Raw genomic sequence first — 22587 nt, 5'->3', positions numbered from 1 at the left:
GTTCGGCCTACGTTTCGGTTGAGGCTTGCAGTTTCCGCCAACTAACCAGCTGAATTCCCTGTGCCTCGATAAACCGTCGGGTTTCCTCTTCCATGAAGATAAGGTATTCGAAATATCGCTGTTGCCAGGAGCCGGTGATTGCCCGCATAGTGTCGCTAGCCAAGGCCGGGTGGATGATGAAATAGCTTACACCCGTAGGCAGCTGGGCCAGCTGCCGATACACCGCCTCCTTGGTGGCCCGATAAGTTCCTTTCCGGGCAGCGCTAAACAGCCCAGTCAGTCTAGGTGTGCTAGCCTGTTCCATCAGCTCAAAGATGCGGAGATCATAGCCCTGCTCAATTGCCTGGCTTTGCAGTTCTGGAGTGGGTTTCAGGAGCATGGGAGGAAGCCCGAAAGACTCTGCCAGTCTTAGATAGGCCTGGGCAAAACCATAGGAAGCCAGGGAAGCACCCATGTGGGTGTCCAGATGGGTAAGCTGGACACCCCATTCCAGGGCTCGTTGGACTTGCGCCTTAGATTCCTCATACACTTCCTCTACCGACGCGTGTTTGATCACTTCCTCCGGACGGCGATGCATGAAACCGTCCTTATCCCTTAATCCTCTACCGGCCGTCAACGGTGGCCAACGGTAGGTGGCCCATTCGCTGGTGAGAGTTAGGTGGATTCCCACATCCAACTTCGGATGCTCCCGATACCACATCAAGAATTCATAGGACCAAGGGCAGGGGACCATCACACTGCAACTGGTAGCCACACCTTGGGTTAGGAGTCTTCTTGCCGCTTCGTTTGCTTCCCAACTCAAACCCACATCGTCACAGTGAACAATTAAGAGGCGATCCCTGTGGGCAGGGTCCATCGGCGCACCTCCTCGAGACCATAGACGGTACCAATCTGATTCTTCTCCGCGCAGCAGGAAATACCTTTGCCGCCGGAGAAATACCCCTGGGGGAAGACGGCAAAACCATTGGCGTGCTTGCCATCATCACCCTGAAAGGGGGAAGGGACGCTTGGACGTAGCCCTTGCTCGCTGGGGAAGCCTTCAAGGTGTTTTGTCATGGTCCTAGGAGGGTTTGCGGAATGTCGTCGACTCTTTCCAGTGAAAAAGTGGGCTTAGGTACCCATGATTTGACACAATGTTGCAGCAAAAGATGTCAGGTTCTGCCACAACAGCGCGTGGGATCAACCCCTCAAGTCTTACAAATCCATGGTATAATGCCATGGGAGAGGGAAGTGACTTGTCCAAGATCGCCTGTGGCCAAGTTGGGCCTTTTGTATGTTCCATCTTCTCTACACCTCACCCCAAGAAGATCAGGTTAATCAAGTAAGTTGTCTGGTAGAAAGGAATCTGGAATACTATGCGTTTGCTCAAGATCTTCATTTCATACTACAAAACAGAACGTTGGCTCTTCCTTTTTGATATGTCTTGTGCCGCCGCCATTGCCATTCTGGATCTGGCATTTCCCGTTGTGACGCGCATGTTTATGAAAGACTTTATTCCCAACCGGAATATGCAGGCTGTCCTGGTCTGGACCGTTGCCTTGGTGGTCCTTTACACCATACGCCTCCTTTGTCAATACGTGGTCGACTATTACGGACACAAGATGGGTGTCAATATGGAATATCATATGCGCAAGGATCTCTTCACCCATCTGCAGACCCTGGATTTCAAGTTCTTTGACGATACCAAGGTCGGATACTTGATGTCACGGATCGTGAATGACCTGAGGGACGTTACAGAGTTAGCCCACCATGGTCCGGAGGATGTGTTTATCGCCGGGTTTATGCTCATTGGTTCCTTTGCCTATCTGATCACAGTCAATGTGCCGTTGACCCTGGTGGCCTTTGTCTTTGTTCCCTTCATACTAATCTACGCTAGCAAGAAGCGTACCGCTATGTCCGAAGCCTTCACCGAGGAACGGCGAAAGATCGCGGAAGTGAACGCGGATTTGGAAAACAGCCTGGCGGGAATCCGTGTGGCCAAGAGTTTCGTGAATGAAGAATATGAGATGCAGCGTTTTGACCATGCCAACAGCGCCTTCAAGTATTCCCGGTACGAAGCCTTCAAGGCCATGGCGGAGTACTCATCTGGGCTGAGCTTTCTCACCAACATTTTGAACGTGGCCGTCTTGGGGGTGGGGGCTTGGATCATGCACTTGGGGTATATCGATCTTGCGGATCTGACAGCCTATCTGATGTTCATAAGCTTTTTCCTGCAACCCATTCGGCGACTGATCAACTTTACCCAGCAGTACCAGCAAGGGATGGCCGGCTTTGCCCGTTTCGTGGAGTTAATGGACGTAAAGCCCAGCATAACCGATGCCCCTGATGCCGTTACCCTGCATAAGGTTCGGGGTGAGATTGAACTTGAGAATGTGTCTTTTGAATATAATTCTTCCCAGCCGGTGTTGAAGGATGTCTCCTTGAAGATTCCCGCGGGGTCTACCGTGGCCTTTGTGGGTCCTTCAGGCGGGGGGAAAACCACCCTTTGTCAGTTGATCCCGCGGTTTTATGATGTGACCAGCGGTCGTATCCTAGTGGATGGTATCGACATCCGCCGGGTTACTTTGGAATCCCTGCGACGGAATATTGGTGTGGTCCAACAGGATGTTTTCTTGTTCACCGGGAGCATCCGGGAGAACATCCTCTATGGAGATCCCACCGCTTCCGAAGAGGCGATGATCGATGCAGCAAAGAAGGCCCAGATTCACGACTTTGTGATGACCCTGCCTGACGGGTACGATACCTATGTCGGTGAACGGGGCATCAAGCTTTCCGGAGGCCAAAAACAGAGGATCTCCATTGCCCGGGTTTTCTTGAAGAATCCGCCGATCTTGATTCTAGACGAGGCTACGTCGGCTTTGGATACGGTGACAGAACAGGAGATTCAAGAAGCTCTTAACGAATTGGCCAAGGATCGGACCACCTTGTTGATTGCCCATCGTTTGTCTACGGTGCGCCATGCGGACAAGATCGTAGTGTTGGACGAGGGACGGATCCAAGAGGCGGGTACCCATCGGGAGTTGTTACAGAAGGGAGGTATGTACGCTAAGCTGCACCACGAGCAGTACGCCTTTGAGTACGGCAGCTGACGGTTCACAGGTTTTCCGCAAAGAGTGTCGGCATAGCAGAGAAGCACTAGGGAGATCGGGAAGTTTACAAGACCAAGAAAAGGAGGGACTTTGGTGCAGGATCGGATGCAGTGGTTTACTGAGGCAAGGTTTGGGATGTTTATCCACTGGGGACTATACGCGATCCCGGCCCGCGGAGAATGGGTGCGGAGCCACGAACGGATCCCTAAAGAAGATTACCAACCGTTTTTTGAGGAGTTCAATCCAACGAAGTATGATCCCAGGCAGTGGGCAAAGTTGGCGAAGGAGGCCGGACAGAAGTATGCGGTGATCACCACCAAGCACCATGACGGCTTTTGTCTTTTCGACAGTCAATTGACGGAGTATAAGGCTACCAATACCCCCGCAGGCAGGGACCTAATTCGTGAATTCGTCGAGGCCTTCCGGGCCGAGGGATTGAAGGTGGGCTTTTACTACTCTCTGTTGGATTGGTATCACGATGACTATCCCGCTTACGGAGACCGCCATCATCCTATGCGGGAGAATTCCGCTTTCAAGGGCCGGAAGCACAATTTCCAACGATACATCGAGTACCTTCATGGACAAGTGCGGGAACTCCTTACCAATTACGGGAAGATCGACATCCTGTGGTTCGATTTCTCCTATGACCAGATGCAGGGAGAAACCTGGGAAGCCACCAGACTGGTGGAGTTGTGTCGGTCCCTACAACCCCACCTGATTATTAACAGCCGCCTTGGCGGCAACATTAAGGCGGCACAACCGGAATCCTATGCCGGAGATTTCGCCACCCCCGAACAGATCGTACCGCCCCACGGGATCCGCAACGAACTGGGACAACCCATTCCTTGGGAAGCCTGTGTCACTATGAACCGGCACTGGGGATACTGCGCCAGGGATAGGGAGTACAAGTCGGCGAAGACAATCGTGCGGGCATTGGTGGAATGTGTCAGCAAGAACGGGAATCTGCTGTTAAACGTGGGGCCCGATGCCTGGGGAGTCATTCCCGAACAATCGGTAGATGTGCTCAAAGACGTGGGCCGGTGGATGGAGAAAAACGGTGACAGTATCTATGGGTGCGGGGCCAGTGAATTACCAAAACCCGAATGGGGCCGGTACACCCAAAAGGGGAATAAACTCTATGCCCATATCCTAGATTTACCGATCGGTCCCATTCCCTTCGCGGGACTAAAGGGTAAGATTAAGAAGGCGCGGCTCCTTGCAGACGGTTCCGAGCTTAAGGTGCAAACCCCGTGGAACGCGGTGGAGTTCCCCGATTACGCCTTTATTGACCTCGGCACCAGTCAGCTACCCGATGAATTGGACACGGTGATTGAACTGGAGTTGGAATAGACGATTAATGTGAATATCTACCGTGGTGGTTTAGGAGCAATAGGGACTGGGCCTATCTAGACAACGGTTACGTCTAGCCGGGCAAAACCCTTTGGTTACTGCGAAAGACTGAGGTGAAAACAACGGGCCGCTTAGAAGCGGCCCTTCAATTTATGCTGCCTTCTTCTTGTCTTTATGGAAGAGGTCATACAGGATGGGCACCAGGATCAGGGTGAGGACCGTAGCGTAGATCAGACCGCTTACAGCCGTAATGGCCATCGGCTGAATGAGCTCGGTACCCGTACCCGCAGCAAACAACAGGGTAGAAAGGGCCAGGATAGTGGTGAAGGCCGTCATTAAGACCGGCCGCAGTCTGACCACGCCGGCCTCGATGATAGCCTGTCTTTTTTCCATCCCCCGACTACGAAGTTGGTTGATGTAGTCTACGAAGACGATCCCGTTGTTCACTACTACACCAGAGAGGATGATTAGGCCCAGGAAGGCCACGATACTCACCGGGTGTCCCGTAAGCGCTAGTCCCAGAAAGCCCCCGGTAAAGCCCAAGGGGATGGTAAACATGACGATAAAGGGTGCCAGTAGGGACTGGAACTGGGCCACCATCACCAGGTAGATCAGGATCACCGCCAAGATCAACATGAGAGTGAGATCCCTGAAGGAGTCGGTGAGCATCTCATATTCGCCACCCATATCAACTGTATAGCCCTCGGGAACCTTGTAGTCCGCGAGCTTCTTAGCAATCTTTTCACTGACAAGACCAGTGTTGTAGCCTTCGGCCAGGCCGGCGGTAACCGATAGATACCGCTGCTGGTTTTCCCTGCTGATGGATTTATATCCCGTAGCCTCTTCTATGGTGGCAATGTCTCCGATGCGCACCTCAACACCCTGGGGATTGGTGATCGTCAGATCCAACAGCTGCTCCCGGGTAAGCCGATTGTCTTTCCGACCGTCGGAGACAAAGACATCGTACTGGTTTGGACCGATGGAAAGGGTGGTCGCGGCACCACTGGTACCCAAGTAACTATTCAATTCCAGGAAAACCTGGGCCGTAGTCAGCCCGCGGGCAATACTCTTTTGCTTATCCACCCGAACCCGCAGTTCCGGTGCGGTTTTTTCGATTCCATCGGAGACCTCCACCACACCCTCTACCTGGGAGACTAGTTCCGCCACGTCCCTGGCAATCTGCTCCAAGGTGGCAAAGTCCCGGCCTTTAATATTGACCACAATGGTGCCGCCCATCAGGGCCGTAAGATCCATGCTGGCATCATTGATCGTCATCTCCCCGGGAAAGTCTTCGGTTCGTTCTCGAATGATTTGGGCCACCTGGCCGGTAGATTTGGCCCGCTCTTCCTTCAACAATACATAGAGCGAAAGCTCTGTATGGGTACTGCTTCCCGTCGACAGGCCCATCCCCAAGAAGGACCCACCGAACATGGCTCCGACGGTTTCCACATCGTCAATCTCCATAATCTTTGCCACCAGTTCATCGGCCAGGAGCGTAGCTTCCTGGAAAGAGGTGTCGGTGGGCAGGCTTAACTTTATACTCAGCTGCCCCGTGTCGGTGGCGGGGAACAGTTCCGTACCTTGGCGGAAGGCCCCGACTATACTGAGCACAAACAAAACTAACAGTAGGGGCAGGACGACCCACTTTTTGTCTATGCAAAACGCCATGATCTTAGCGTACCGCCCTTTGATTCTGTCAAAGAGGGTTGTTTCCTTAATCACAGTTTTCTCCATCGCTCGGGAAGCCACTGTGGGTACTAGGGTCAATGCCACCACCAGGCTTGCGGTAAGAGAGAAAGCGATAGTCAAAGCCATATCCGCAAAGATTTCTCTGGTCATGCCCCGCAGGAAAAGGATGGGGATGAAGACCGCGATGGTGGTCAAAGTGGAGGCGGCAATAGCACCGGAAATCTCCTGGGCGCCGATGAGGGCTGCCTCCTTGGCACTCTTACCTTCGTTCCGGAGTCGGTAGATGTTTTCAATCACCACAATGGAGTTGTCCACCAACATGCCTACACCGAGGGCCAGGCCGCCGAGGGAAACGATATTCAGGCTGATTTTACCAAAGTACATTAATACGAAGGTAGTCAGCACGCTGATGGGGATAGATAGACCCACAATCAGGGTGGGCTGAATCTTCCGCAGGAAGACCAGCAATACAAGGATGGCCAAAAGCCCGCCCCACAACAGGTTGGAGGTGACCGAACCCACCATCAGATCCACATAGTAACCCTGGTCCATCAAGGTGGCCATTTGCAGGCCTTCATGGGTGGCCATCAGTTCCTTCATCCGTTCCCGAACCCGTTTGGCCACGTCGGCGGTAGAGTACTCCGTCTGCTTTTGAATGGTAATGACGATGGAATCGTGGCCATTTACCTTGGCGTACCGGGTGCCGGAGCTTTCCCGAAGCTCGATATCTGCCACCTCACTGAGGGTAATTGAACCCACGATGGGTAGCGACAGAAGGGGCAAACGTTCCAAATCCTCAATGCTTTCCAAGCGATCCCCTACCCGCACCAAGTACTGCTGTCCACCTTCTAATAGGTACCCGGCGGGCATGGCAAAGTTCTGGCCCATGAGGATCCCGGAAATCATCTCCTCCGTGAGGGCAAACTGACTGGGATCAATGTTCTGCATTAAGGCTTGGGGATCCAGTCCGGGCAGGCGCATGGATGCCGCCAGTCTCCTTTGGATACTCGCGATAGTCTCCTCGATCTTCTCTTGGTTGATCACCACATGGACCTCTTCCTCCACCAACCCTGTGGCAGAGACCGCCGCCACTCCCTCAATGCTCTCCAGTTCGGGTATAACCACATTGTTCAAAAACTTGCTGGACGCGCTCAAGGGTTGGTCCTCCAATGCCGCGGAGAGGACCATCACCGGCATCATGCTGGGATTGAGCTTAAAGATCATGGGGGATTGCACATCACTGGGTAAAAAGGTTTTGAGCATGTCTAGGCTTTCCCGCATTTCGATCATGGCAGAGTCCATGTTGGCGGTAGCGTGAAACTCCAGGATTACCAGGGACAGGTTTTCACTGGAGATAGAGTTCACCTTCTTGATGTTGCTTAGACTAAGCATGGCCTGCTCGATGGGGCGAGAGACCATCAATTCAATCTCCTCAGGGCTGGCCCCGGGGTAGGTCGTCACCACCACCGCGAAGGGCAGATTGATATTGGGCAACAGGTCGGTAGTCATATTACGTAAAGAGACCGTCCCCAAGATCAAAACGATAATCACACCAATGATTACCGTATAGGGTCTTTTGATACTGAAACTTGGTAACATGGGCATCACTCCAAATACTAAAACTCTTCAGCAAGGGTGCTGTATTGATCGAAGATATCATTTAGTTTCTGCAGCCCCCGGACAATCTCCAAGAGGTCCTCCTCGGGAACGTGTTCAAAAACCTCCTGAAAGAAGCCTTCCAGTTTGGCTTGCAGATCTGAAATGATATGGTCCACATTTTCCGTAAGCTGCACCGTCACCACCCGGCGATCCACATCGTCTCTCTTGCGCACCACCAAGCCTTCCTTTTCCAGCCGGTCCACGATCCCGGAAACTGTGCTGTTGGGCAGATCCAATTTCCGACTGAGCTCGGTGATCCGCAAGGGGCCGTATTGTTGGATCAGGAAAAGCAAAGTCAGTTGGGGAAAGGTCAGACCCACGTTTTCGAAGTGGAAGCGGGAGCTTCTTTCGACCTTTTTCGGGATCAGATATAGTAGTCCAATAATTGTACGGGCGTAGTTTTCTGCCATGGTTGCCTCACCTCCCCGGGGCAGGACAAGTATTTCGACTCCGAATAGTTCGTGTGCGAAATACTTCCTGACTTAGTATATATGAACAAAGGGAGTCAGTCAATGCCACCACAGCCTTGTCCCATCATTTCTATATAAAGAAGCCGCTCCCTTGTACCCCTAGGGCAGAAACCTCGATGACATTCTTACCCGTTTTTGGTATACTGATACAAGTTAGCACCGTTGCTAACAGCCCAGAAGGAAACAGAAGTATCCCGGATAGCCGGTTAAGAATGCCGATTTTTCACAACCGCTACGACAACCAGATCATTTACAATTTCTTAACCGTCGTGGGCCAAGCATCGACGTAGAAGAAATCCAAAGAGTGGAAAGTGGTGATCACTGTGGTGCGAACCGATCCAATCGGTGCAGGAGCTATGAGTCCGGTACGCCTCCGGTCGGTGCGCGTGACCTGTATCTGCATGGCGGCCTTGTATCTGGCCATCGGCTATTTTTATTCCCTGTCCCAGGGTAACGAGGATCCCTTGTCTTTCGGGAATCGCTTGTTCTTTGCGGGCCTTTACATTCTGCTGTGTGCAGTTTCCTATGTGCTGCCTGTCTCTAAGCACCGTTATTTGCCACCAATCCTCTTGTTCTTGGTGATTCTTTCCTTCACCCACGGAGCCTTTCGAGGCCGGGCTTGTGGATTATTTGTCGAAGCCCAGGCGGAATTGTTGTTGCTTATCCCCCTTGTAAACACTATTTTTTTCCAATATGTATGGCTTATCTCCCTTTTAGATGGGGCCTTTATTCTTTTTGTAACCATCTCCTTTTTCAAGGATGCAGGGCAATACTCCTTACCCTACGTGTTGGCCGCGGTGGTTGTCACTGTCTCCTCCTACCTGGTAACCAGGATAATGCGCCGCTATGCCCAACGGTACGAAAGCCTCTTTGATCATGCCCACATTGGCATTGCTTCCCACCAGATCCTTTGGGGTGAGGGCAAAGCACCGGTGGATTACCGGATCGAGGAAGTGAACAAGTATTTTGCAGAACTGGTGGGCATGAAGGCGAAGGATCTGGTGGGGAAGACCCTGAAGGAAGTGGCGCCCAACATCGGTCCCTGCTGGCTAGAGGCCTATAAGCGATTGGCGACAGAAGAAGATGAAGTGCACTTTGAGGCCCATCTGCAGGATGTGGGCAAGTACTTAGAGGTAAAGGCCTATCGATTGGAGGGCAACCATTTTGTGACAGTATTTCATGACATCACCGACCGAAAGATTACGGAGGAGGCTCGCAGAAGCTCCCGGGAGCAGCTACAGACCCAGACAAAGCTGCTGGAGACCATCCTGGACAATGCTCCCATCAACATCTGGCTCACAGACCCAGAGGGAAAACCGATCTTGGTGAATCGTCTTTACCGGGAGAATACAGGGATTGGTACCAACAGCCCTAGCATCACTGAGGAGCAGCTTTCCACAAGCCGCCAACTGGATCTGGCCAATCTTGGGGAGGATTCCCTGCAGGAAAGCGAAGAAGTGATCACCTTCCGGGACAACTCCCAGCGTACTTTACGGGTTCTACGGAAAAGGATTACCGATGCCGAGGGGAATATCCTTGGTGTTTTGGGGATTGGACTGGATATTACCGAGCAAAAGCATGGCGAGGAGGAACTCAAACGGCTGACCTACCATGACTCCCTGACCGGTTTATATAACCGGCGTTACGGCGAAATGATTATGGAAGAACTAGACGAAAGCCGCCAAGTGCCTGTCAGTATAATCATGATCGATGTGAACGGTTTGAAAGTGGTCAACGACTCCCTAGGGCACGAACAGGGGGATAGTCTACTGCAGAAGGCGGCCCAGGTACTCCAACAGGCCTGTCGCGAGGAGGATATCGTGGCCCGGTGGGGTGGGGATGAATTCTTGATCCTCATGCCCGGCGCTAACGAGAAGGTGGCGGCAAGGATCTGCGAAGGCATCCAGTCCCTGAGTGAACAACAATCGGAAAAACCCATCAGGTTAAGTATGTCCGCGGGTTACGCTACGAAGTTCAATCCAGCGCAGAAGCTTTCCGATGTCCTTAAAGAAGCCGAGGATCATATGTATCGGAAGAAGACAAAACATGCCCAGATTAGTGACAGCCAGCTGATGCATTCCCTCCAACAGATGCTCAAGGAAAGGGGCCTAGAACTGGAAGAACAGATTGAACAGATTGAGTTTTTGGCCCTGGCCTTGGGAGAACGGATCGGATTAGATGACCAGCAACTGGAGGACCTGCGCCTCCTTGCCCATTACCATGATATTGGGCAAGTTGCTACCAGTGAACATATCCTGGGAAAACCAGGTCCCTTGAGTCGCACGGAACGGGAGGCCATGAAACGCCACGCGGAGATTGGGTATCGAATTGCCATGGCCTTTCCCAAGCTGGCCCCGGTGGCCGAAGCCCTTCTGGCTCACCATGAGTGGTGGGATGGTTCCGGTTATCCCCGGGGCTTGAAGGGCTTGGAGATTCCTCTGGCGGCCCGGATCATCACCATTGTGGATGCCTTTGTCTCCATGGTGAACGAACGACCCTACCGGGCTCCCCTCGGCATCGATGAGGCCATCGGCGAGATCAAGGCGCGTAGCGGTACCCAATTCCAGCCGGACCTGGTGGAAGTCTTCTCTCAATTGATGGAGGATCCAGCCCTCCGGCAACGTTTCACACCGGACCCGAAGGGACAGTAGGTGGACGAGACCTCCGTTCAAGGATCCGCCTCCTGTGGGAAAGTACCTTTGTCCCGTTGGCACCAGGTCGCCGGCGATCGGTCGGTTCAACAAGGAAGGCCATAACTGATCGAGCACACCCCTGGCTTCAGGTTTTGATTCTGCTTGTCAGTATGTAGTCCTCAAGGTGGGCAACGGGCGGGGAATAGGTCCGCTGTCCACCGACCGGAGAACCTTCTCTTCAATAGTCGTGTATTTCCGAAAGCACAAAACCGCCAAACCCCTTGCCTTTGTGATTTTCTATACAGATCCTTTCTCTGTGCTTTTTCAAGAAAGAAGTCCTTGACGATCCCCCCTTTTATGTTACCCTAGAACCAAGATATCCATAATGTGGTTGAAGTATGCACAACGTGACCAAAGATAAACAGGAATCGGTGGAATTCACTTAGGTGCCATTTCTCGAGGATGGCCATTTGTATAGACCCAGCCTGAATCCCATGAGCAGAGAAACAGTTCCGGGGCGAGGTGATGGTCACGGGGCAAAAACCATGACTGATTCGGACTAAGATGATCTATAACTTAACTGATAAGCACTGGGCTGAAGGCAACAAATTGTCGCTTATTGGGTCAAAGGGAGGTGATTGATGAACGAACGCACCACAGGGCAAGTGGATTAATGTATAGTCAGCGTTTTGATTTCTCTGGACTAAACCACAAAAGGGAGGTCAGTTACGGTGCAAAGAATCCAGAGGGTAGCAATCGTGTTGCTGGGATTGGTCTTTATCCTCAGCGGCCTGTCCGAAGCAAAGGTGAAACTGGTTTATGTTAACAATGTCACTGACGTTACAGCCAATGTGGAACAGCAGTTAATCGAGATGTTTATGGAGGAAAACCCGGACATCGAAGTGGAGTACCGGAATGCGCCCATCACACCGGATCAGTTGTTGCTGTGGGCGGCCGGTGGTATGGCCCCTGATGTTTATATGGTTCATAGTCACACAGTGAATGAACTGGTGGGAATGGGTCTGTTGACCCCCCTTGACAAATTTGTCAAGGATGACCCCGAAGTAGATCTTTATGATCTATTTCCGGAGGGTATCGAAGAGTTCTCCGTGGGCGGTGTCCTGTATGGCATGCCCTATGAGTACCATATGGTGGCGGCCTTGTTCTACAACGCCGATGTGATTGCGGAATCGGGTCTGCCGACCCCACCGGACCACTGGGAGTGGGAAGACTTCCTGCGCTATGCTGCCAAACTGGTGAAAACCGATGGGGATCAGGTAACCCGGTGGGCTTTCTACTCCGGTCACCCCCTGAACTTCATGCACAGCTGGGGTGGTAAAATGGTGGACGATTGGCGCAATCCCACCGATACCCTGATCGATTCACCGGAGGCCATTGCCGGATATGAAGCTTATGTAGACCTGGTACATCGCCGTCTGTCACCACCGACGGCCAACTACGTCAACGAATTCCTCGGGGAAACCACCGCGATGGTCCTTAGCGGTCTTTGGGGGTCCTACGCTTTCAAGGATGCTAACTTCCAATGGGATATTACCTTACCGCCGGTGGGACCCAACGGTGGCCGGGGCTATGAGTTCGTCAGCCGGGCCCTGGGGATCAGTACCACCACCCAGTATCCCGAGGAAGCCTATCGGCTCTTGAAGTTCTTAGCCTACGACGAACGGGCCCTGAAGATCCGTGCCCTATCCGTGGCCTCTGAGGGTGTGCAGGGAGAAATGCCTGCTCGCATTTCCGTGGCCCGGGGCGAGGCGTTCGTGGAAAACGACTTAGGTCCGAAGAACAAGATGCTCATGCTGATGGTGGCCGACTACGTCTACCGCATGCCGCGCCATCCAGAAGCCAGGTGGGTATTCGGGGTGTACAAGGTGAGCCGGTGCGCAACGTGGCCATCAGTACCGCAGAGCAAATCCGCGCGATCCTACAGTCAACAGAATAGAGCACAAAGGCCTACGGCCCCAGGGAAGCCTTCTTTGGGGCCGTCCTTACGACCTCAGGTTCACAGTACGAAGGTTGGATGGTTCCCGGATCTTCGCTGGATCACGGTCCCTGTGCCATGCGGAAATACCGGGTATCCTCCCAAATTCTAGACTAATATCTGGTCATAGGAAAGGAGCACATTATAAATGAATTCTGCTGTGCTAAGGAAGTCCCTGATGATCACCGTGTTGGCGGTGCTGTTGTTGGGTAACGCACTTGCCCAGGCGCAAGTCACCATCACCTACATGCACCGGTCCATCCCCCTGGAGACCGAATGGGCCCAAAGGGTGGCCGCAGCCTTCGAAGAAGCCCATCCGGATATCAAGGTGGAGCTTCTTTCTGGCGGTTCTCACACAGGATACTTGGACAAACTGACGATCCTTGTGGCCTCGGGGATGGCACCGGACGTTCACTTCGGGACTGCGGATCGCCTGCTTCCCATTTACAACGGCTGGATCTTGGATCTCACTGAACTGGTGGAACGGGACCTGGAGGAATTGGCCATCGATGACTTCCTCCCGGGAATCTTCAATTCCTATGGAGTAAATGGAAAGCTTTACGGAATGCCCATCAACGTTGTGCCCCAGGTGGTGTTCTGGAACAAGGATCTCTTTGCGCAGCAGGGAATTCCACCGTTGACCATGGACTGGGATGCCACCGACTGGACCTGGGATGAGTTTATCCAGGTTTGTCGTCGACTCACAGAACGGGGTCCTGACAATCAATACCGCCGGTTAGGTGTGGGTCAAGCGACGGAAACCTACCTGCCCGACGTCACTTGGATCTTTGGTGGTGATTGGTTCCCGGAGGAGGCCTATGTAACCGGTATTGCCCGGGAAGCCACCATGACCCGCCCAGAAACCATCCAAGCCTTTGAAGCCATGGCGGAGTTGTACCAGAACTATGCAGCCGAAGGACCGGCCAAGGGGATCAGCTCCTGGTCCGGTTTTGAGCAGGGACTGTTAGGTATGGACTGGATCGGTATGTGGAAACTGAAAAACTTCCTGACCGCCACCGAAACTGGAAACATGGCCTTCGACTGGGGCATGGCACCGGTGCCGAAGGTGAAGAACAGGGCAAATACCCGTTGGGTGGATGGGTTGTTTATCGCTAAGGATAGCCAGAATATCGAGGCAGCCTGGGAGTTCGTAAAATTCGCCACGGGAACCGAGGGTTTAGCCCTGTGGGCTGAGATCACTGGGGATATCCCAGCCCGCAGATCCGCCCTTCCGGTCTATGTAGACAAGATCACTGACATCGTGGATATTCCCCAAAACGCGCTCTTCGCCTTCATCGATGGCACCGTGGCCAATTCCCGCCGGGCCATCGAAGAGAGTATCATGGGGACAGGCCAGATCCTGGCCAGCCAGGCCTACGGGTGGTTCGGTCCCATCCTGGATGGTACCGAACCGGCCAGTACCCGCCTGGAACTTGTGCAACACGAGCTAAATATCGCTTTGGCCAATCTCTTTGAGGAGTAATAGACTGATCAAACTAGACTCCCTTTTGCTTCCATAAGGGAAACCAGAGCTTGTAAGGAGAACGGGGTGGCCTACGGCCACCCCCTTGGACGATGCCAAGATCGTTCCCAGAAGAGATACCGATCAAGAGTAGTTGGTTCGCCATCTTAAGACATGGTACTATAAGCTTAAACCCCCTGGTTCTTCCCCAGGACCAAAGGGAAGGGCATACAGCATCCCACCGACGGGGAGACCACAGGACAGGACAAGCCCAATCTAGGAGTGCTGACAGATGTCGGATCATGTGATGCGGACCGATGAGGAACTGGGCAAGTGTACCGTTGGTGAATTAAGACCCCACAACGCACCCATCACTTTGGTGGAATATGATCCTCCTTGGCCTGCTTTGTTCGCCCGGGAAGCAGAGCGTATCCGGGCAGTTTTGGGCCTTAAGGCCTTATGGGTGGAACACGTAGGTTCCACCTCTGTGCCAGGACTATGGGCGAAACCGACTATAGATATAGTCCTGGTAGTAAGTGACTCCAGTGACGAATCCTCCTATGTACCCGCCTTAGAAGGGGCCGGGTACAAACTGAAGATCAGAGAACCAGACTGGTACCAACACCGAATGTTCAAGGGCCCAAACACCGACATCAACCTACATGTTTTCCGCGAAAGGCACCGAGGAAGTGGAGCGCATGCTGCGCTTTCGCGATTGGTTGCGGAACAAAGAAGAAGATCGGGAAAAATACGCGCGGACCAAGAAGGAACTGGCTAAGCGGACCTGGCACCATATCCAGCATTACGCGGACGCGAAGACGGCGGTAATCCAAGAGATTATGACTAGGGCCGCGGCTGTACAGAGGGAAATAAGGTAGGATAAGTCGTTTGTTGGCTACAACAGATCGGTCACATTGCAATATTTTGATTCGCCGCCACAACTTCGATCGATTGCCATAACACAGCGGTACCAGAAAGAAGTCAGTCGATCCGGGACCAGGGAATCATTAACAAGCGGTAACCGGATGAAAACCAAGGGGTGTGCTTGCTTAACTATGGATTTCATGATACACTGTTCTTGACTCACCAAATTGTAGATACATTGTTCATATTACGGATACAAGAGGTACTAGAGGTGTCACCACTAACACGAAGGGAAGCGGGAAAATGAAATACATATTCAATACAAGATTTATCGATCTAGATACCGATGTCAAGCGGCAAGTGATCGTGGACCGGGAACCTGGCCAATATCTGGGCCATCCCACCACAGTACTCCTGGAGGGCGGCAAGACGATCCTCACGGTTTACCCCAAGGGGCACGGGCGGGGACCCATCATCCTGAAGAAGAGTACCGACGGCGGCCTCACCTGGTCCGAGCGTTTACCGGTGCCCGAAAGCTTTGAAACCAGCAAGGAAACCCCCACCATCCACCGGGTGGTAGACGCCCAGGGAACGAAAAGACTGATCCTTTTCTCGGGACTTTACCCCATTCGGATGTCAGTCTCCGAGGACGATGGGGAAACCTGGACAGAACTTGCTCCCATCGGAGATTTCGGAGGCATCGTGACCATGGCTAGTCTGATCCCTCTCCATACGGGTCCGGGACACTATGCTGCATTTTTCCACGACGATGGTCGCTTCTTACACAATGCCGGTAAGTGGTCCAGTTTTCAAATCCTGATGTGTACTTCGGAAGACGGGGGGTTGACCTGGAGCCAGCCGCGGGTGATCGCCGAGTTACCAGAGGCACATCTGTGTGAACCCGGTGCGGTCCGCTCCCCCGATGGCAAACAAATTGCCCTAATCCTGCGGGAGAACAGCAAGAAGTTCAATTCCTTTGTGATCTTCAGTGATGATGAAGGCCAGACGTGGTCTGCACCCCAACAGCTTTCCCCGGCCTTAACCGGCGACCGGCACGTGGCCCGTTATGCACCCGACGGACGACTGGTGGTCAGCTTCCGGGATGTGGCCAAAGACTCGCCCACCTGGGGCGATTGGCTGGTCTGGGTGGGCACCTATGAGGATCTGCACACCGCCGGCGACGGCCAGTATCGCATTCGGCTAAAAGACAACAAACACGATGGAGACTGCGCCTACCCCGGTGTGGAGTTGTTGCCCGACGGCACCTTTGTGATGGTCACCTACGGCCACTGGACCGAAGGCGAACAACCCTATATCCTCGCGGTGCGCTTCAAACTCGAGGAGATCGATGCCTTAGCCGAGGCTTAGGAAGGAAGGATTTAAAACGTGACAAGACTTGGAAGGTTATCAGGCTTGATTGCAGCCACCTTTACCCCTATGCACAAAGATGGTAGCTTGAACTTGGAAATGGTCCCTCGGATTGTGGAACACCTCATCGGGGACGGCGTCAATGGTATGTATGTATGCGGCAGCACCGGCGAGGGTCCGTCCCTTTCTACTGAGGAGCGTTGTCAGATTACCGAGGCCTACGTGAAAGCTGCTGCAGGACGCATTCCGGTTATCACCCAGGTAGGCCATGATTCCCTCCAGGAAGCGAAGAAGCTGGCCGCCCATGGGGCCGCGGTGGGGGTTGACGCCATCGCGGCCCTGCCGCCCAGCTACTTCAAATGTAATTCCCTGGAGGTGTTGATCCAGTGCCTCGCTGAGATTGCCGCGGTCTGTCCTACTTTGCCCTTCTACTATTACCACATCCCAGTCCTCACGGGATGGGAACTAGATATGATCGAATTCCTCAAACAGGCCCCGGAACGCATCCCTAATCTGGCGGGGATCAAATACAGCGCACCCACCTTGTATGAGATGCAGGGATGTATCCGCTTTGCCGAAGGCCGCTTCGATGTGTTGTTTGGCGTGGACGAGATGATGTTGGCCGCCTTGGCCATGGGCGCCACGGGCGCCATCGGCAGCACCTACAATTTCGCTGCCCCCGTGTACCACCGGGTCATGAAGGCCTATGCACAGGGCGACCTGAAGCGGGCCCAGGAGTATCAGGGGCTGGCGGGGGAGATGGTGCGAATCTTCAACCGGTTCGGAGGACATCCGGCCATCAAGGCCACCATGAAATTGGTGGGCATTGACTGTGGTCCGCCCAGGCTTCCCTTGGTGGGTCTGTCCGAAAGGGAAGTTGGAGAATTACAGAGGGCTCTGGAGTCCATCGGTTTGTTTGAACTCCTGGAAAACGGGGCCCAAGGGGCGGTAGGGTAAGGTGAACGGTTATGGGAACGTCAGTGTTAGAGAGAATTAAGAATGGACTGGTGGTATCCTGCCAGGCCCGAGAAGGTAATCCCCTGCGGGGCCCGCAGTTTATGTTGGCTATGGCCCAGGCGGCGGCTTTAGGTGGCGCCGTGGGCATTCGGGCTGAGGGGGAGGAGGATATCCGTACCATCAAGGAACAGGTACCGCTCCCGTTAATTGGCCTAATTAAACGAAACTATCCCGACTCCCCGGTGTATATCACCCCCACCGCAAGGGAAGTAAAGCAGGTGCTAAACGCGGGAGCCGACATCGTAGCCATCGATGCCACGGACCAAGTCAGACCCGGGCAAAGGAAACCAGAGAGTGTCCGGGAGTTGGTGGACATTGTACACCGGGCCGGTAAGCTGGCGATGGCAGACATCTCCACCCGAGATGAGGCCCTGCGGGCCGAAACCATGGGCTTTGATTTGGTGGGAACCACCCTTTCTGGGTATACCCCGTACAGCCCTAAGCTCATTGGACCGGATTTGCCTTTGGTGCAGAGTATCACCACCAGTTGCCGGATTCCCGTCATCGCGGAAGGCCGCTACTGGACCCCGGAGGAAGTGAAACAAGCTTTAGAACTGGGGGCTTGGGCCGTGGTGGTAGGCACTGCCATCACCAATCCCTGGTTAATCACCCAACGCTTTGTATCCCATATTACCAGACACCGCGAAGAGAGGTCGGGATAATGCGCTATTTTGCAGCCTTTGATGGGGGACAGACCTCCACCATATGCATAATTGCCGATGAAACCGGACACATCCATAGCCTGTACAAGGGGGCCGGGCTCATCAGCATCTTTCATCCCGAAGGACGGGCCCGGTGCCAAGAGGTGGTCCTTACCAGCCTGGAGGCGGCCCTCACCCAAGCGGGCCTTTGCCGGGAGGATCTTAGCCTTGGTGTCTTGGGCATGACCGGCGGTGTACCCTTGATGGAAGAGACGGTGCGCTCCGTCCTAGACTTTATCCCCCAGATTTGCTTCGTCCATGACAGCATCACCGCCCACGAAGGAGCCCTCATCGGTCAGCCGGGGATCATAGTGATTGCGGGAACAGGCTCCATTGCCTACGGCCGGGGCCGAGGAGGGAAAACTGCCACCGCCGGCGGATGGGGGCCTTTAATGGGAGACGAGGGGAGTGCTTACTGGATTGGCTGTGGGGCGTTATCGTTAGCGACCAGGGCCGAGGATGGGCGGGGAGCGGACACAAAGGTTCGGGAGTTGCTGTTAGAACAGTATAACGGCGAGAGCCTCTGGGATTTTCACCGGATCCTGTACTCCCAAAGGGAGCCCCGACCCCTCATTGCCTCCTTGGCCCAAGTGGTCACCAAAGCCGCTGAACTGGGCGATGGACCCGCGCAGGAACTCCTGGCAGAAGCCGCAAGGCATCTGGCCGCCTCGGTGGTGGCAGTAAGCCGCCTTCTACAGGAGGAGGATCTTTTGTGTTCCTATACTGGTGGGGTTTTTCACGCCGGTAGATGGGTGCTAGACCCCTTTGAAGAGGAAATAAAGAAAAACAGGCCGAAGATGCAAGTAGTACCACCGATGCTAGCTGGCGACGGTGGAGCAGTCATCCTGGGCCTGCGGACCCTGGGAGTGGAAGTAGATTCCGCCCTAGCGGAGAAGGTCGGGCAACAGCTGAAGGCTTTCGGATAATACAGGGACTGATCCCATAGGCGGCAAATTGCAGGATCCGGAACCCGGCCCGTGCACAATGGCTCAACTGCCCCGGAACCTCTGCAACTCCTCATACCAGCGGCTGGGATCGTCACCCAGCTTGCCGCCAATGGCCTCGGAAGCCTCACGACAGGCTCCACAGACCTTCGCCGCCAGTTTCGCCACCGCTTCGTCGCTGTCCAGACGACTGGCAGGCGCGGAAACGGAAATGGCCGCTTCGGGATAACCGGCCCCGTTGGCGACGATGGAGGCTACACAGCGGACACCCATGGAACTTTCTTCATTATCAAAGGCATAGCCCTTTTCTCGGATCTGACGAATCTGGGTCCAAAAGCCCGCAGGAGATCCGATGGTATTGGGGGTGAAACGCTGGAATTCATAGTCCTCCAGTATGGTTTCGATTTCCTCATCGGCACAAAAGGCGATGATGGCCTTCCCAAGGCCAGTGGAATGCAAGGGTGAACGCATACCCGCAGGGGTATACATCACAAAGGAATGGGGTGGTAACAGGGTCTCCAGGTACACCACTTCATTGACGTGTCGGATGGCCAAGTGTACTGTCTCCTTGGTGTCGTGGCTGAGCTTAGCCAGCGCCGGGTAGACCAAGCGCCCCAACTGATCCTGTTGGGTGACGGCACCGTAAAGGTTAAGTAACCTAGGACCCGTCCGGTACACCTTGTGGGATTTTTGAAACGATAGATAGCCGGCACTGTGCAAGGTAGTTAAGATCCGGTGCGCAGTGGCATAGGGCAGGTCTAACCGGGAACTAATCTCCTGGGCCGTAAGACCGTCCCTTTCCTTGGCCACAGCCTCCAGGACTGCCAATGCCTTGTGGACACTCTTGATAGACAAGTAAACACCCTCCTACCGAACAGCTAATTTCTTTGACTAACCGTATTTTAGCATAGTTAGGAATTCTGGTTCAAGCTGGGGGAAGCCGGAGGCTGCGGAAGGAAGGGCTGTTGCCGGTTTTTGCTGAGTTTGGGCACAGACCGGCCACCATTATCTCCCAACTATGGAACCATGCAGTCGGCACCTGCCAGGGTAAGAGGTGGGTGACCGGACACTTGGTATAAAAACATGTTAAGGAGGTTCCCAATGCGGTACAAATGGTGTCTTCTTGCTCTGACGTTGAGTAGTCTGGTGTTAACCTTTGGTTCATTGGTCCTAGCCACGGAAAGTCCTTCCCAGGATGCTTCCTATGTGGTCACCCTTACTTTGGACCAAAGGGGCATTTTGGAGGAAGATCGGCAGACCAAGCTTTTTGGTGGGCCCAGTAGGTATCTTCCCTCGGGGGTGTACAAAAAGGCCGACGAACCGTTAGTCATCACCGTCAGCAGCACCGATCAAGAAAATCTACCTAAGGTGGTCATCTCCGCACCAGTGCTCAGCCACTACGTCGACGGAAACAAAGATGGTATCCAGTTACAGGAGGGCAGAAACGTCATTGCGGTACCCGAAGCAGGGGTAGTTCACTTCATCAACGAAAGCCACAAGACCGACCATCCTCCCCAGGTGACCATTGAAGGAGGTTATCCTTTCACCTACTTTGTCCTAGGGGAACACACCATCGAGGATTGGTACGCGATGCTGGAAAAATACAGGGATATCCCGGCCATCGAACTGGTGGGAACGCGGGTGATGATCACCGCGAGTTTTGACACCGCCAAGGACATTGATGATCCGGTGCAGCTTTTGCAATACATCGATGAGGCCATTGCTGTGGCTAACAAGGTTTCGGGACTAGATGAGGAGGATCCAGATCCCCGACACCGGCCCAGTGCCTATCGACAGCACATGCGGGAAAACAACGCTCCTGGCACATATATGTACATGTTTCTTAACCATACAGGGTACTACCCCGACGCCTTCAAGTCCATCCTAAACACGCAGAGTTTCACCAAGAACGGTTGGGGACCCTGGCACGAATTCGGCCACACCTATCAACAGAATCCCTGGCGGTGGGACGGATTGGGAGAGGTGACCGTCAACATCTACTCCTTCAGTATTGAACGGCATTTTGGTAACCGAAGCCGTCTGGAGAGGGAGGGTTGTTACCAAAGGGCCTTTGCCTATTTCAACCAACCGGATAGGAACTATAACCAAATTGATGATGTCTTCTTGAAACTGGTCATGTTCTGGCAGCTGGATCTGGCCTTCGGCGAGGATTTCTACCCGCAGCTGCACCGGGCCTATCGGGAACTGCCCCCGGACCAGCAACCCCAAAGGGACAGTGAAAAGATCCAGCAGTTTATCACTATGGCCTCCCAGGTGGCCAACCGTAACCTTACCCCCTTCTTTGAAGTGTGGGGACTCCGTCCCACCCCGCAGACCCGGGAACAGATCGCAGGGCTGCCGGAACTGACGGAGCCCATCTGGCGACTGACAGACACGGGTTACGTCCTACCGCCGGTCTATCTGCGGGCGGAGTCGGGCTTGGGTACCTTGGGGGTTTTGACGGGAGGAATCCTCCCCGGTCCCACTACCATTCGTGCAGAAGCACCTGGGATCACGGTGGCCGCCGTTGAAGTGGCCGTGGACGGAGAAAAGGTTTATCAGGGTGATGAGCTGCCCACCAACCTGGTGCTCAACCCTGCGGACTTCGCACCGGGCTCCCACAGTATCTCCCTGGTGGTACGAGACGCAGAAAATAGAGGTTACAATTACACCACCGGATTTCGGGTAGAACATTTCCATCTGGTGGCACCCCAAGAAAGGGAAGAGAAAGCGCCGCGGCTCCAGGGCCTGGTCACCATCGAGGTGGTGCCGGTAATTCCCCCAGAGGATATCATCAACGTCACGGGCCTGCTGCGGCCGGTGATTGCCACCTTCGACGATACGGACCCGGTGTACGATCCGGCTTTGGATCAAATTCTCTTTTCCAGAACCCTGTTGCCCTTGAGCTTTCCCGTCAACACCCTGGGATTGAATGACGGTGCCTATGATCTTGTTATTGCCGTCGAGACCCGGGGAGGCGTAAGGTCGGAGATGACCCAGCGGGTTGTGGTCAACAACTGGGAGATCCTGGAGGACCAGATCCTGCCGCCCCAAACCTTAGGCTGGTTTGGCACCATGGATCAATTGAAGACGGTAAGATCACCCAGAGGCTGGGTCTACACCACCGGTGACGGGGAGACCTTCTTCGGGGACGAAGACCGGATCCGGCGGGGCGAAGGGGACGCGGAACCCTTAACCTGGCGGGTGGCCAATCTTTATAATGTTATAAACGGTTTTAAGCATAAACGGTTTTATGCTATTCGCTCAGTTCTGCATGGTTCTTTAGGTATAGCACCCGGAGGTCTCGGCTTCCCCGAAACTTAATTCGCACCTTGTCAATATATT

The 22587-nt window shown here is 53.9% G+C and carries 15 protein-coding genes and 1 pseudogene; 11 read left to right on the top strand and 5 right to left on the bottom strand.

The window, feature by feature from the left end; genetic code table 11:
- Window positions 1-7: 7 nt before the first annotated feature.
- Both GXX57_00305 and GXX57_00300 read right to left on the bottom strand, forming a co-directional pair.
- A complete protein-coding gene (locus GXX57_00305) occupies window positions 8-856 on the bottom strand; it encodes a ChbG/HpnK family deacetylase (protein ID HHV43095.1) in 849 nt (282 codons plus the stop codon).
- On the bottom strand, window positions 826-1056 hold the full coding sequence (locus tag GXX57_00300) for a hypothetical protein (GenBank protein ID HHV43094.1): 231 nt from the start codon (window positions 1054-1056) through the stop codon (window positions 826-828). The genes GXX57_00305 and GXX57_00300 overlap by 31 nt, the downstream gene beginning before the upstream one ends.
- 305 nt (window positions 1057-1361) lie before the next feature.
- Here GXX57_00300 and GXX57_00295 point away from each other — a divergent pair, with 305 nt between their 5' ends.
- Together GXX57_00295 and GXX57_00290 are read left to right on the top strand one after the other, a co-directional pair.
- The gene (locus GXX57_00295) at window positions 1362-3089 is read left to right on the top strand and encodes an ABC transporter ATP-binding protein (protein ID HHV43093.1); all 1728 of its coding nucleotides are present in this window, start codon (window positions 1362-1364) and stop codon (window positions 3087-3089) included.
- A 105-nt stretch (window positions 3090-3194) separates the two neighbouring features.
- Complete coding sequence (locus GXX57_00290; protein HHV43092.1) at window positions 3195-4439, top strand: alpha-L-fucosidase; 1245 nt, start codon at window positions 3195-3197, stop codon at window positions 4437-4439.
- Window positions 4440-4589: 150 nt separating this feature from the next.
- Here GXX57_00290 and GXX57_00285 read toward each other — a convergent pair whose 3' ends face one another.
- Both GXX57_00285 and GXX57_00280 read right to left on the bottom strand, forming a co-directional pair.
- The gene (locus GXX57_00285; protein HHV43091.1) at window positions 4590-7727 is read right to left on the bottom strand and encodes an efflux RND transporter permease subunit; all 3138 of its coding nucleotides are present in this window, start codon (window positions 7725-7727) and stop codon (window positions 4590-4592) included.
- 17 nt (window positions 7728-7744) lie between these two features.
- Window positions 7745-8197 (bottom strand): MarR family transcriptional regulator, encoded by a 453-nt coding sequence (locus tag GXX57_00280; protein ID HHV43090.1) that lies wholly within the window; start codon window positions 8195-8197, stop codon window positions 7745-7747.
- A 416-nt stretch (window positions 8198-8613) separates the two neighbouring features.
- Between GXX57_00280 and GXX57_00275 the strand changes: the two genes are divergently transcribed.
- The 8 genes and pseudogenes from GXX57_00275 (at window position 8614) to GXX57_00240 (ending at window position 19224) form a co-directional block, all read left to right on the top strand.
- Window positions 8614-10908: a diguanylate cyclase gene (locus GXX57_00275; protein HHV43089.1), complete on the top strand. Its 2295-nt coding sequence runs from the start codon at window positions 8614-8616 to the stop codon at window positions 10906-10908.
- A gap of 713 nt (window positions 10909-11621) precedes the next feature.
- A complete protein-coding gene (locus GXX57_00270) occupies window positions 11622-12998 on the top strand; it encodes a sugar ABC transporter substrate-binding protein (GenBank protein ID HHV43088.1) in 1377 nt (458 codons plus the stop codon).
- 36 nt (window positions 12999-13034) lie between these two features.
- Window positions 13035-14369, top strand: coding sequence for a sugar ABC transporter substrate-binding protein (locus tag GXX57_00265; GenBank protein HHV43087.1), 1335 nt, complete (start codon window positions 13035-13037; stop codon window positions 14367-14369).
- 271 nt (window positions 14370-14640) lie between these two features.
- A pseudogene (locus tag GXX57_00260) lies at window positions 14641-15226 on the top strand (GrpB family protein).
- Window positions 15227-15515: 289 nt separating this feature from the next.
- Window positions 15516-16580 carry an exo-alpha-sialidase gene (locus tag GXX57_00255; GenBank protein ID HHV43086.1) on the top strand — a complete coding sequence of 355 codons (1065 nt, stop codon included), beginning with the start codon at window positions 15516-15518 and terminating at the stop codon, window positions 16578-16580.
- A 69-nt stretch (window positions 16581-16649) separates the two neighbouring features.
- A complete protein-coding gene (locus tag GXX57_00250; GenBank protein ID HHV43085.1) occupies window positions 16650-17537 on the top strand; it encodes an N-acetylneuraminate lyase in 888 nt (295 codons plus the stop codon).
- 11 nt (window positions 17538-17548) lie between these two features.
- Window positions 17549-18259, top strand: coding sequence for an N-acetylmannosamine-6-phosphate 2-epimerase (locus GXX57_00245; protein HHV43084.1), 711 nt, complete (start codon window positions 17549-17551; stop codon window positions 18257-18259).
- Complete coding sequence (locus GXX57_00240) at window positions 18259-19224, top strand: hypothetical protein (protein HHV43083.1); 966 nt, start codon at window positions 18259-18261, stop codon at window positions 19222-19224. The genes GXX57_00245 and GXX57_00240 overlap by 1 nt, the downstream gene beginning before the upstream one ends.
- A 63-nt stretch (window positions 19225-19287) precedes the next feature.
- Here the strand turns inward: GXX57_00240 and GXX57_00235 are convergent, their stop codons facing one another.
- On the bottom strand, window positions 19288-20097 hold the full coding sequence (locus GXX57_00235) for an IclR family transcriptional regulator (GenBank protein ID HHV43082.1): 810 nt from the start codon (window positions 20095-20097) through the stop codon (window positions 19288-19290).
- A 246-nt stretch (window positions 20098-20343) separates the two neighbouring features.
- On the opposite strand from GXX57_00235, the gene GXX57_00230 reads away from it, so the two are divergent.
- Complete coding sequence (locus GXX57_00230; protein ID HHV43081.1) at window positions 20344-22566, top strand: hypothetical protein; 2223 nt, start codon at window positions 20344-20346, stop codon at window positions 22564-22566.
- The last annotated feature ends 21 nt before the right edge of the window (window positions 22567-22587 follow it).

The sequence above is a fragment of the Bacillota bacterium genome, assembly GCA_012839765.1.
GTDB lineage: Bacteria > Bacillota > Limnochordia > DUMW01 > DUMW01 > DUMW01.
The sequence above is the reverse complement of the archived record's forward strand: the minus strand, read 5'-3'. Positions and strand labels throughout refer to the sequence as shown.